Origin of the sequence: uncultured Sutterella sp. (assembly GCF_937923675.1) — a bacterium.
Lineage (GTDB): Bacteria > Pseudomonadota > Gammaproteobacteria > Burkholderiales > Burkholderiaceae_F > Sutterella.
The window spans coordinates 1-11,813 of record NZ_CALDXB010000075.1 but is presented as its reverse complement, the minus strand read 5'-3'; the positions used below and the strand labels follow the sequence as shown (position 1 = coordinate 11,813).

The window sequence follows — 11,813 nt, the reverse complement described above, 5'->3', positions numbered from 1 at the left end:
CTCAGCAGTACTGGCTTCGGCTTATCGTCCAGGCGTACTTTCAAAAATTACTCAATGCATTGAGTAAATTTACTCAGTCAGTTGAGTAAAATTACTCATCATATTGAGTATATGGGTCAAAACATGTTTCAACGATCGGAAGTCAAGTTGTTGATTGACCGTCTGAATGAGCCGAGGCGCTTTATTCAGGTCGTTATGGGTCCCCGTCAAGTGGGGAAAACGACGGTCGTGAATCAGGCGCTTGACGCTCTCAATGTGCCGGCCGCCTACTATTCCGCCGACAACGTGGCGGCTGCGGCCGGATGGGTTTCATCCTGCTGGGAGCAGGCCAGGCTTGAGATGCGCCTTAACGGCTTGTCCCAGAACATGCTGGTTTTCGATGAGATTCAAAAAATCCCGAACTGGAGCGAGGCCGTTAAAGCCGAATGGGATCGTGATACCCGGGAAAAGACAAACATCAAGGTCGTGCTTTTAGGATCATCCAGAATATGGATTTCCAGGGGGCTGAGCGAGTCCCTGATGGGGAGATTTGAAGAAATTCGCATGACGCACTGGGCTTACGATGAGATGCGGGAAGCCTTTGGAATGACGTTGGACGAATATGCTTATTTCGGCGGCTATCCCGGAGCGGCAGGCGACATCAGGAATGAGGATCGGTGGCGGTCATACATTCAGAGCGCCATCATCGACGCCTCGGTCAACAGAGATATTCTCATTGATACGCCGGTCGCAAAGCCGGCGCTGCTTCGCAGAACCTTTGAACTGGGGGCGCAGTATTCAGGAGAAATTTTGTCTCTGACCAAAATGCTCGGTCAGCTTCAGGATGCGGGAAATACGACCACGTTGACGCATTACCTCAACAAGCTCAATGAGGCGGGCTTGCTGGGGGCGTTGCAGAAATATGCTGCAGACGAGGCGCGCAAGCGCGCGAGCATCCCGAAATTTCAAGTGCACAACAACGCGCTGAAAACCGCGATGAAGGACGACGCTTTCGCTTCGGTACGTGCTGATCCGGCTGCCTGGGGGCGGTATGTGGAGTCTGCTGTCGGCGCTTATTTGATGAGTCAATCGTTCCGACTGCGTTTTGAACTTGCGTACTGGCGGGATGGATCCGATGAGGTGGATTTCGTCATCAGAACCCGGGGCAAGCTGATCGCCATCGAGGTGAAAAGCAATTCTGAAAAATCCTCCAGGGGACTGGAGGTCTTTCGTCAGAAGTTCGGTGCAGATCGCGCTTTTATCGTCGGACCGACAGGTTTGCCTCTGGAGACTTTTCTGAAGGCGGACATTTCGGAATTATGGCGCTGAAGATCAGAAAGCCCGCCGGCGAAAAACCGGCGGGCTTTTGAATCATCTGATGCAGGCTTCAGGGACCTCAAAAGGTCGGAATGACGCCGCCCTTGTACTTCTCCTCAATGAATTTTTTGACCTCGGGCGACGTGATTGCGGCCTTGAGCTTCTGGAAGGCGGGCTTCGTCTCATCGCCCGGGCGGACCACGACGATGTTGACGAAGGGCGACGACGAAGGCTCGATCGCGATCGAGTCCTTGATCGGGCTCAGGCCCGCCTGGAGCGCGAAGTTCGCGTTGATGACGGCGGCAGCGACATCGTTGAGCGCAAGCGGCACCTGGGCTGCCTCGAGTTCGTAGAAGGTTAGGTTCTTCGGGTTCTCCGCGATGTCTCTCACGGTCGAGAGGAGCGACGCGCCCTCGCGAAGCTTGATGAGGCCCGTGGACTCGAGCACCTTGAGCGCGCGTCCTTCGGTTGTCGGATAGCTCGGAAGCGCAATGCGTGATCCTTCCGAAATTTCGCTCAAGCTCTTATATTTTTTGGAGTAGACGGCCATCGGCTCGAGATGGACGCCGACCAAGGTTGCGAACTTGACGCCGTACTGCTTCTCGTAGGTCTCAAGGTATGGCGTCGACTGGAAGTAGTTGGCGTCGAGGTCTTTGTTGCTGAGGGCGAGGTTCAGCTGAACGAAGTCCGTAAATTCAGTCACCTGCAGGTCAACGCCTTCCTTTTCAAGCTTCGGCTTGATGAAGTTGAGGATGTCTGCATGCGGCACCGGCGTTGCGCCGATGCGGATCACGTCGGCTGCGGCGGCCGCGGACGAAAAGGCCGTGAAGGCCAGAACGCCGGCAGCGGCTGCGCCGGCAAAGGATTTCAGGGAAAAATTAAAAAGGGACATGGATCGGCTCCGTGAGGCGGTACGTTGAGGACGCGAGCTGGCGGCGTGCATGAGGTCGGGATGACCTGGTGTCTGGGACCGGAGGCTCTCAGACTTCCCCAACACAACATTTCTCAAGCAGGAGTCGGTGGAGAAGCGAGAAGCAGTCCGGTTGAGCAGACACTCGAAGAACGCTTCGGAGCGGGAAAGAGGATTCCTGCTCCGAAGCCTTGCCGCGAGGCCCCGCGGGCCATCGGCATGTGGGACATATTGCCTGAAGGCTGACTGCCGGGCGGCGGATAAAAGAACGCCTCCTGCGGTATTACCCGGGGAGGCGTGCAGTTGAGCAGGAATCAGCTTTCAGGAGGCTCGAAGACCTTGACCTCCGGTGCTTTCCCCGTCCATTTGGCGACCTGAACGAGCGCAGTGGACGCGATGTTGCCGCAGGAGAGGGAGCTTGCCGGGTCATCGGGCGTGAGGACGTTGGATGATCCGTGAACGTCGAGCGCTTCGCCCTCTACCTTCTGCGGATCAAACCAGCCGCCGTGATGCACGACGACGGCTCCGGGACGCACGGAATCCGTTACGAAGGCTCCGGCAAGAATTGCGCCGCGCAGGCTCGAAACCCGGATCACGTCTCCCGTTGCAATGTCGCGCAGAGATGCATCTGCCGGGTTGATGAGGCAGATTTCCCGGCCGGCAATCTGGGACTTTCTGAAGGTAACGGCGTTGAGCTGGCTGTGAAGCCGCGCATCGCTTTTGGGCGATACGAGCTGCAGGTACCCGCCTTCAGGATTGCGGAGCGCCGCAGCGTCTGCCGCATGCTCTGCGTTCCCGTAGGCCTCATAGGGCTTCAGATAGGCCGGGTGCGGCGGGCAGTCGGCGTAGCCGAGGCTCGCAATCCGCTCGGAATAAAGAACGATCTTTCCGGTCTCAGTTTTGAGCGGATGGGCCTCGGGGTCGCGGCGGAAATCCGCGAAGGCGACAAATCCTTCATTCTTCTTTTCGTGCGGGTAGAGAATGACGCCGGCTTTTTCAAAAGCTTCCCATTCGGGGAGAAGCGTTTTGAGGCCGGATTCGAGGCTGCGGCTTCTCGCGTCCTCGTAGAGCTTTCTGATCCATTCCGCTTCCGTCATTCCTTCGGTGAAGGAACGCTCGACTCCGAGGCGGCGCGCGAGGCCGGAGAAGATGGCGTAGTCGCTTCTCGAGTTCCCGATCGGGTCGATCGCCTGCTTCATGAGAACGATGCCGTCATTGATGTAGGTGCCGATCGGCGTGATGTCCGTTCTCTCGAGAAAGGTCGATGCCGGGAGAATGATGTCCGCATGCCGAGCGGTGGCGTTCCAGAAGCTTTCGGCAACGATCACGGCGTCGGGGCGGCGCCAGGCCTCCTCGAGCCTTCTCGTATCCGGATGGTGCGCAAAAGGATTGCCGCCTGCCCAGAAGACGAGGTGCACGTCCGGGTATTCGATCCGGCTGCCGTTCCAGGCGATGACCTTGCCGGGGTGCGCGAGAACGTCCGCCATGCGGGCGACCGGTACGGCGCGGCTCCCCTTCCAGGGGTGAAGGACGGGAACTGCGGGAGGCACTCTCGACGGGATCTGCCCGAGCTGCGGGCCCGTTCCCGGCGGATATCCGCCGTTGCAGTAGTGGTAGTTGGTGCCGATGCCGCCGCCCGGGAGCCCGATCTGACCGAGGGCTGCCGCGAGCGCCACCGCCATCCATGGCGGAAGTTCACCGTAGCGGGCGCGCTGCGGGCCCCATCCGAACATGATCATCGTGCGGTGAGAAGCCATGTTGCGGGCAAGCGCTTCAATGTCCTCAGTCGGGACGCCGGATTCGGAAGCCGCCCAGGCGGGCGTTTTGGGAATGCCGTCCTCGTCTCCGAGAACATAGGACCTGAGCTCGGGCCAGCCGGTCGTACAGCGGCTGAGGAAGGCTTCATCGGCAAGCTTCTCTTCAATCAGCACGTAGAGGAGCCCGAGCATCAGGGCGCAGTCGGTGCCGGGCCTGACGGCAATCCACTGGCTCCCGATTTCCTGAGCGGTCCTGGGGCAGACGGGGTTGACGGCAATCGTGCGGATGCGCGGGCGGTCTTTGAGGCTTCTGAAGATCTCCGTAGCCTCATGGAGCGTCGTCGTCCAGTCGATGTCGTTCGTGACGAGCGGATCGCATCCCCAGAGGATGATCCGTTCCGTATGTTCGAGAATCGTGTCCCAGCCCGTGGATCTCGGATCCTTCATGCCGAGCGCGTAGGGGAGAATGGTGCCGATTGCGGCCGTGGAATAGCTGTTCCCGGTCTCGATGTAGCCGCCCATGAGGTTGAGAAGCCTCTGAAGGAGCGCAATCGAATTGTTGACGCTCCCCGGAGACTTCCAGCCGTAGGATCGGCCCCAGACGGCGCTCGGCCCGAAATCCCGGTAGGTGCTTCGAATCGCGTCGGCTGCAAGGTCGAGTGCCTTATCCCAGCTCACCGGAACGTAGGAATCATTTCCGCGGTCCACGAGGCTCTCTGCTCCCTTTTCGAGGAACCCCCGGCGCACCATGGGCTCAAGGATTCTGGCTTCTGCGTAGGGGAGGTTCGCGATGTCCTCAAGATTGGGCGAAGGCGCATGGTCCTTCTCGAAAGGCCTTGCGCCTGTGAGGCGGCCTTCCTTGGTCAGGGCGTAGAAAAGTCCCCAGTGAGAGGCAGTTAGAGTTTCTCTCTCAGACATGATCCAGAGTTTCTGTAGATTGAACGAGACGCCGGGAGCTTTGATGAACGGGTTCCGGCTCTGTTGAAAGGCGATTATGGGCGGAAAATTGAACGATGCACGATCGTCTTTATGATTTTTCACTTCCAAAGAATGCTCGATCCCGGAATCACTCCACGAGTTGATGTTCCGCAAAGTAAGACTCGGAACGGCTGCTCGTAGATTTTCTCCGTACGGTCATCCGTGGTCGCTTCCCGGCGGGCGGCATCAAAGGACTCGCCGCGATTGAGGAGACTGTCGATTGTGCCCTGGCAGGCGGGCACAGAAAAAGCCGGCGGACTCATCAGAATCCACCGGCTTCAGGGACTCGGTTTAAAAGTCTTCAGAAGACTTCAATCAGAGCTTCCCTTCCTTCTGCGCCTTGACGTGTTCAGCAACAGTCATGCCGAAGACGCCAGCAGAGGTGAGCTGCGCGCCGCCGACATAGTTGTCGTAGAAGAGGCCGCCGGCAGCATTGCCGATGCAGAAGAGGCCGTCGATCGGATGATTTTCCGTGTCGAGCACCTGAGCTTCGGTGTTGATGAGCGGGCCGCCGAAGGTGGCCGTCATGCCGCCCTGGAAGGGCACGATGTAGAAGGGCGCCTTTTCGATGAGCGGAGCCTTCGGGAGCGTGTTGACCGGGCTGAGCTTCGAGGTTTCGCCCGACTTCACGGCGTCGTTGTAGTCCTCAACGGTCTTCGCAAGGACCTTCGGGTCGAGGCCCGCGGCCTTCGCGGCTTCCTCGATGGTGTTGCCGGTATAAACCGGAGCCTTCGTGCGGCTGTAAGACTCCCAATCGTTCTTCAGAATCGGGATGTCGTGCGTCGTCTGGTCGCAGACCATGAAGGCCCAGTTGTCGGGCGTCTTGGCGGCAACGTCGCGGGACATCTGAACGTAGGTCTGGCCTTCATCGGTGAAGCGCTTGCCTTCCTTGTTGACGCAGATGCCGTTGTTGACGATGTTGAGCGGGTTGGCGCCGGTGGGACCGTAAATCGGGCCGCAGTGATACTGGTCGACGTTCACGACCTTCGGGAGGAACGGAGCCGTGAGGACCACGTTTTCGCCCGCGATGATGCGCGAACCGCGAATCGGCATCTTGGCGCCCGCAGAACCGATGTACTGCGTGACGAGCTGCTGGTTGGCGGAGTAGCCGCCGGTGGCGAGAACGACGCCGAACTTCGAATAGACCTCAGAGAGGCCGTCCTTCGTCTTCACGCGCACGCCGTTGACGTTGCCCTTCTTCGGATCGGAGAGGAGCTCGACCACCTTGGTGTTCGTGCGGACTTCAACGCCGAGGGACTTCGCCTTGTTGAGAAGCGTCATGGCGAGCTGGCCGCCGCCCGGCTTGACTTCGCCGGTAACGAGGTGCGCACGGGTGAGCATCGGCCACACGAGCTTCGCGCCCGTATTGAAGTTGACGCCGCAGTAGGAGTGGAGCCACTCAAGGAGCCTCGTGCAGTTGTCGACCACCTTATGCGTAAGGGCAGGGACGGCCTTCTGCTGCGAAACCTTCATCATGTCGTTGTAGAAGGCTTCATTCGTGTCGTTTGCCGTTCCCTTGGCCTTCTGGAACGAAGTGTTGAGGCCGAGCAGGAAGCCCGCGGCATAAATCGTGTTGCCGGCAGGCATGGGCATTTTTTCAAGAAGGAGGGGCTTCAAGCCAAGCTCGGCAGCGCGGACTGCGCAGACGAGGCCGCCGCAGCCGGCGCCGACGATGATGAGATCGTACTTGGCGGACTTGGGCGAACGGGCTTCAGCAGCCGCAACGCCGCCCAGCATGCCGGCAGCGCCTACCGCACCGGCCGCAGCCGTGCGGAAGAATTCACGACGATTTGCAAGCGTCATTTCTTTTCTCTCTTTTCTACTTTGTTTAGGGTAAGACCCTCATAGCGAAATTGTGCTTTCGCAGTAGGGGTTCACCCGAACTGGATGCATTCAATCCTATCCCCATGAAAACCCGAAGAGAGGCCGGCAGACACAATTGTTGATCTGAGGCACCTGAATTTACAAATTCAGAAAAGCTTGCCGTATAAGGGTTCAGACGAAAAAAAGCGCTCCCCGGAGAGTGTCCGGAAAGCGCTTTTTTTGGTCGCCGGGACTTACGGGCCCCGGCGGTTTCCATCAGGCAGAAGTCTTACGCCTTGGCGGCCTTCTGGCCGGCGATGCGGCCGAAGACGAGGCAGTCAAGAATCGCGACGGAGCCGAGACGGACGGCGCCATGCACGCCGCTCGTGGATTCGCCGGCGGCATAGAGGCCCGGGATGGGCTTGTCGTTGCGCACGTCGATCACCTGGCAGTTGAGGTCGGTGTAGAGACCGCCCATGCAGTGGTGAACCTTCGGCTGGCATTCGCCGATGTACCAGGGGCCGTCAACCATCGGGACCTGGTCGTTGTTGATGTAGCGGCCGAAAGCCGGATCCTTCTTCGTCTTGACGGCTTCATTGAAGGCGGCGATGGTCTTCTTGAGCTCGTCGAGCGGAATGCCCGCGCCCTTGGCCATGGCTTCAACGGTGTCGTACTTGTCGAGAATCTTCGCGTCGAGCATCTTTTCGAGGAAGCCCGGGCGCTGCTTCTTGAGCGGCTGCACGTTGGGTTCGTTGCAGATGGCGAAGGCCTTGAGGCCGTTCTGCTGCTCAACCATGATGGCGTCGGCGCGAACCTTGCGGTTGGCGAGTTCGTTCACGAAGCGGTCGCCCTTCGAGTTCACCCAGATGCCGTATTCAGCGGCAGCGGTCTGGTTGAACTGCCAGCCGATGCCCATGCCCTTTTCCTTCGGGTTGCCCCACGGGCCGCACTGAATCCAGTCGTTCTGAACCTGCAGGCAGCCGATGGCGGAGGTTTCGCGCCAGAGTTCGGACGTGGCCGAAGGCTGGTTGGTCGTATCGAGCGAAGCGTCGAGCTTCGGATCCTGATACATGCGGAACTTCACGTCGGCAGCGAAGCCGCCGTAGCAGAGGATGACGCCCTTCTTCGCGGCGATGCGCTTCACGGTGCCGGAGGTCTTGTCCGGGAACTTGTAGTTTTCACGGACTTCAAGACCCGTCACGCGGCCGGACTCATCGCGCACGATGTGTTCGACATAGGTGCGAAGACGAACGGGGATGCCGAGCTTCTTCACGTATTCAAGTTCCTTCATGACGATGCCGGAACCCGAGCCGTTGGTGGTGGTCACATAGCGCGGAACGCTGTGGCCGCCTTCCTGGCCGATGGCATCGGGGAGGAACTCGACGCCTAGTTCATTGACGCACCACTCATAGTTCGACAGAACCTGAGTGACCATCTGATGAACTTTTTCGCGGTTGTTCATGTAGGCGCCGGCAACGAGGATGTCCTTCTCAAGAAGCTCCTGGGAGTCCTTGATGCCGTGCATCTTCTGCTGCGGGCAGCCCGTGGCGGTCATGATGCCGCCGTTGATGGCGGAGTTGCCGCCGGCAAACGTCATCTTCTCGAGAACGATGACGTTGGCGCCGGCCTTCTTCGCTTCGATCGCGGCGGCAAGGCCCGCGAAGCCCGTGCCGACCACGATGACGTCGACAGTCTCATCCCACTTGGGAGCGGCTTTCGCAAACGCGGGAGCGGCAATGGCGGCGGTGCCCGCGATGGAACCGGCGATGAGGCTGCGGCGCGAAATGGAAGTGGTCATATGTTTCTCTCCTTTCTAAGAGCTGCCTGACCGGAGTTGGTTTTGAATTTGCAATGCGAAAAAAGCATTGCCCGATCAGGTGTTGCCTCTACTTTGCCGCGTTATTTCGAGAGGCAGTTTGATATTTCGCAAGGAAAGGAAAGGGACGCGTAAGGGTAGCGGAAAAATTCGTGAAAAACCACGATAAACAATGAGCTTGAGAAGCCTGCAGACTTTCTCTGATTGACAGAATTGAATTCTGCAATACAGGAAAATGCGTTTCCCGGGCGTCCTCAAACCCGGGAAGCGCGAACGGGTTACTGCCTCAGTTCTCGCGGGGAGTTGAGCGGAATTTCCCGTACGTTCGAGCGGAAAGGATTGATGTCGATGCCGCCTCTCCTCGTGAAGGCGGCATGCACTTCGAGGACTCTGAGATCAAAGCGCGACCGCAGGTCGTGAAAGATCTGCTCGACGCACTGTTCGTGGAAGCCCCGGTGCTGACGGTAGCTCGCGAGGTACCTGAGAAGCGATGCCGGATCGACGGCTTCTCCAGCGAGATGAACGGAAACGGAGGCGAAGTCGGGCTGCCCGGTAACGGGACAGAGCGAGCGGAAGATATTGGTCGACCAGAAGACCTCGCGCTCGCCTGCGGCCGCATCCCTTTCGAGAAGATCCGGCGAGACTTCGTAGGCGTCAACCTTCGTTTCGGGAAGCATTTCTTCCAGATTGTCGCCCGGCATCGGGGCGACCTTCGTTTCCCAGGAGCGCAGCGGGTTCACTTTTGCCTGAACGGCGCCTCCGGCAGCCTCGGAAAGATCTCGCGTGAGAATCGCCTCGGCTTCCGCGGCGTCCGCAAGCTTCGTCATCGCGAAGCTCATCGCGTAGAGCTTCAGCGACTTCGACTCGATGATCGAAGGAGTCGATGCGGGGACGGTGAGCTCCACTTCCGCCGCATGGGGAAGACCCCGGTGGTCTAGCCAGGAGAATTCATAAAGGCGCCAGATGTCGGCTCCCTGAAAATCATGGTCGCCGATGGCGTCGCGTCCGAGCGCGCGGGGAATGGGCTGAAGAAGTTCCGGGGAATAGTGTTCGGCATAGGTCGTCGCCTGGCCGAGCCTGGTCCCCTTGGGTTCAGGCATGAGAACGGTCAAATGGTCACCTTTGATTGGAAAGTCAGTGGGAGCGGCTGGTTCAGGATCTGCGCGTTTAAACGCATGAGTCCTTCGAGTTTGCCGCCTGCTCCGTCAGAAATGTTTGGATGAGCGAAGCCTTGAGGAATATGCGGCTGAAGATATTAGCCGTCTCTCTGGCGGTTCAGGACTGTCTGAGGCATCTTCCTGAAATAATCCGCGAGTTCCGGGAGCCTCATTTCGCCCGCGGCAGTCCGGACGATCACATCATCGAGACCTGGAACACTCCGGAGCTTCACTCCGTTCCTCAGGAGGAACAAGACGGCGCAGTTCATGGAAGCGCGCTTGTTGCCGTCCAGAAAAACGTGCCCCCGGGCTATGGCGATTGAATACATTGCCGCCAGTGCGTAGATGTCGTCGATGCCTTCGTAAGCAGAAAAATTAATGACGCGTGCAATGAGCGCTTCGATTTTGCCTTGCGAGACGACTCCCGGCAGGCCTCCGAAAACCTCGACGGCGCGGTCGTGAACGCGGAGGATCTCATCTGCGGCGAGATGGCGGATAAATACAGTCATTTCGAAGTCAACGCGGCATTGGCGTCATGAAATTCATTGAAAATTGCGTCTATCTCCTGATCGAGGATCTGCCTGCGCATGCGCTCGTACTCCTCGCTGGAGAGGAGTACGGCGACGGTTTTACCTCGCACATTGATGCGTACGGGCTCCGGGTTGTCTGAATTGAGCGCCTGAATAATGGAAGAGAGGTTTTTGCGCGCATCGGATATGGAGAGAGATTCCATCAGCACACCTTGCAGGGAAAAGTACATCAAGCTGTACTTTTAATTGTACAAGGCCTGCGTCCGGGTTCTCTCAGGAATCTGATGCGCGCCGTGAACCGCCGGGCTTCAGGCGGCGAGGTCCGGGTGAACAGACGTCAATCCCTGCGCGTTCCCGGAATCGGCGTCACTAGCGGCTGCCCGTTCAGCGCGAGGCGGATGTTTTCCATCACGAGTTCAGCCATGGCATCGCGCGTTTCGACGGTTGCTGAACCGATGTGGGGTGCAAGCACAACGTTCCCGAGCTTGAGAAGGCCGTCCTCAACATGAGGCTCGTGCTCGAAGACGTCAAGCGCAGCGCCGGCGATTGTTTTGTCGCGGAGGGCCTCAATGAGGGCTTCCGTATCAACGAGCGCGCCGCGGGCGATGTTGACGAGGAATCCCTTGGCCCCTAGGGCCTCGAGCACCTCGCGATTGATGAGATGGTGCGTTTCAGGCGTTGCCGGGATGACGACGATCAGCGCATCGCACCAGGCGGCGAGGTCCTTGACGGACTCAAAGTACTGCCAGGGCACGTCCTTCGGAGCTCGCGCCGTGTAGCCAACTTCCATCCGGAAGGCCTTCGCGCGTTCGGCAACGACCTTGCCGATGCGCCCGAGGCCGGCAATGCCGATCCGGCAGCCGGCGATGCGGCGTCCGAGGGGGAAGTTTTCATTGGGCCACCTTCCGGCGCGCACGAAGGCGTCGGCGGCGGGAAGCGACCGGGCAAGCGCAAGGAGAAGCCCGATCGCGAGGTCGGCCACGTCTTCAGAGAGCACGTCCGGCGTATGGCAGGCGCGCAGGCCCCGCCGGGCGATAGCCGGAACATCGAAGCCGTCGTACCCGACCCCGAAGTCGCCCACCATGCGAAGCGCCGGGTAGTGCGAAAGCTCCTCGTCCGTTACCCTGAGGTTGGACGCAGAGACAAGCACGTCGGCATGAGGCGCGACCTCTGCAAACTCTTCTTCGCTCATGCGGTCGCGGTGAAAGACCTCGCCGATTTCAGGAAGGCGCTTCAGGAGCGGGTGAGCCGGGTTGGAGGAGGGAATCAGATTGACGATTGTCGGACGACCGTTCTGCATGACGCTTCTCTGCAAAGGTTGTTGAGATATGTGACAAAAGAAGAATGGAAAAAAGTTTATCCCGGAAGCCGAAGGGGCGCGGATGTCACCGGACGCCCGCTGCGGGTCCTCCTGCGCCCGAAGGGGAAACCGAACCTCCCCGGGCTTCCGGCCAGGGGCGTTCAAAATGCTTTTCATCATGCCGCGGGCTCAGTGTTTACGTGATCGCATCCCCAGGGCTGACGATTACAAATATTTATTGAAGCTCAGCCCTGTATAGTTTTATC

At 59.0% G+C, this 11,813-nt stretch carries 9 protein-coding genes; 1 reads left to right on the top strand and 8 read right to left on the bottom strand.

From position 1 onward, the window contains the following. Positions 1 to 111 precede the first annotated feature (111 nt). The gene (locus tag Q0106_RS08225; RefSeq protein ID WP_366139500.1) at positions 112 to 1,308 is read left to right on the top strand and encodes an ATP-binding protein; all 1,197 of its coding nucleotides are present in this window, start codon (positions 112 to 114) and stop codon (positions 1,306 to 1,308) included. Positions 1,309 to 1,375: 67 nt separating this feature from the next. On the opposite strand, the gene Q0106_RS08220 is transcribed toward Q0106_RS08225, so the two are convergent. The 8 genes from Q0106_RS08220 to Q0106_RS08185 all read right to left on the bottom strand — a co-directional run bounded on the left by Q0106_RS08220 (position 1,376) and on the right by Q0106_RS08185 (position 11,547). Then, the gene (locus tag Q0106_RS08220; protein ID WP_297611411.1) at positions 1,376 to 2,188 is read right to left on the bottom strand and encodes a MetQ/NlpA family ABC transporter substrate-binding protein; all 813 of its coding nucleotides are present in this window, start codon (positions 2,186 to 2,188) and stop codon (positions 1,376 to 1,378) included. Between the two features lie 332 nt (positions 2,189 to 2,520). Beyond that, on the bottom strand, positions 2,521 to 4,881 hold the full coding sequence (locus Q0106_RS08215; RefSeq protein WP_297611408.1) for a molybdopterin-dependent oxidoreductase: 2,361 nt from the start codon (positions 4,879 to 4,881) through the stop codon (positions 2,521 to 2,523). Between the two features lie 375 nt (positions 4,882 to 5,256). Next, positions 5,257 to 6,744, bottom strand: a complete 1,488-nt coding sequence (locus tag Q0106_RS08210) for an FAD-dependent oxidoreductase (RefSeq protein WP_297611404.1) — start codon at positions 6,742 to 6,744, stop codon at positions 5,257 to 5,259. Positions 6,745 to 7,033: 289 nt separating this feature from the next. Next, entirely contained in the window at positions 7,034 to 8,542 is a 1,509-nt protein-coding gene (locus Q0106_RS08205; protein ID WP_297611401.1) for a flavocytochrome c, read from the bottom strand. Positions 8,543 to 8,838: 296 nt separating this feature from the next. Continuing rightward, positions 8,839 to 9,660 (bottom strand): NADPH-dependent 7-cyano-7-deazaguanine reductase, encoded by an 822-nt coding sequence (locus tag Q0106_RS08200; RefSeq protein WP_297611398.1) that lies wholly within the window; start codon positions 9,658 to 9,660, stop codon positions 8,839 to 8,841. A 155-nt stretch (positions 9,661 to 9,815) separates the two neighbouring features. After that, the gene (locus Q0106_RS08195; protein ID WP_297611395.1) at positions 9,816 to 10,226 is read right to left on the bottom strand and encodes a type II toxin-antitoxin system death-on-curing family toxin; all 411 of its coding nucleotides are present in this window, start codon (positions 10,224 to 10,226) and stop codon (positions 9,816 to 9,818) included. Beyond that, entirely contained in the window at positions 10,223 to 10,477 is a 255-nt protein-coding gene (locus Q0106_RS08190; protein ID WP_297611392.1) for a type II toxin-antitoxin system Phd/YefM family antitoxin, read from the bottom strand. The genes Q0106_RS08195 and Q0106_RS08190 overlap by 4 nt, the downstream gene beginning before the upstream one ends. A gap of 107 nt (positions 10,478 to 10,584) precedes the next feature. Continuing rightward, complete coding sequence (locus Q0106_RS08185) at positions 10,585 to 11,547, bottom strand: 2-hydroxyacid dehydrogenase (protein WP_297611389.1); 963 nt, start codon at positions 11,545 to 11,547, stop codon at positions 10,585 to 10,587. Between the last annotated feature and the right edge of the window lie 266 nt (positions 11,548 to 11,813).

Coding starts and splice junctions, on each gene's coding strand:
- Q0106_RS08225 (WP_366139500.1), top strand. CDS start 112: ATGGGTCAAAACATGTTTCAACGATCGGAAGTCAAGTTGTTGATTGAC.
- Q0106_RS08220 (WP_297611411.1), bottom strand. CDS start 2,188: ATGTCCCTTTTTAATTTTTCCCTGAAATCCTTTGCCGGCGCAGCCGCT.
- Q0106_RS08215 (WP_297611408.1), bottom strand. CDS start 4,881: ATGTCTGAGAGAGAAACTCTAACTGCCTCTCACTGGGGACTTTTCTAC.
- Q0106_RS08210 (WP_297611404.1), bottom strand. CDS start 6,744: ATGACGCTTGCAAATCGTCGTGAATTCTTCCGCACGGCTGCGGCCGGT.
- Q0106_RS08205 (WP_297611401.1), bottom strand. CDS start 8,542: ATGACCACTTCCATTTCGCGCCGCAGCCTCATCGCCGGTTCCATCGCG.
- Q0106_RS08200 (WP_297611398.1), bottom strand. CDS start 9,660: ATGCCTGAACCCAAGGGGACCAGGCTCGGCCAGGCGACGACCTATGCC.
- Q0106_RS08195 (WP_297611395.1), bottom strand. CDS start 10,226: ATGACTGTATTTATCCGCCATCTCGCCGCAGATGAGATCCTCCGCGTT.
- Q0106_RS08190 (WP_297611392.1), bottom strand. CDS start 10,477: ATGTACTTTTCCCTGCAAGGTGTGCTGATGGAATCTCTCTCCATATCC.
- Q0106_RS08185 (WP_297611389.1), bottom strand. CDS start 11,547: ATGCAGAACGGTCGTCCGACAATCGTCAATCTGATTCCCTCCTCCAAC.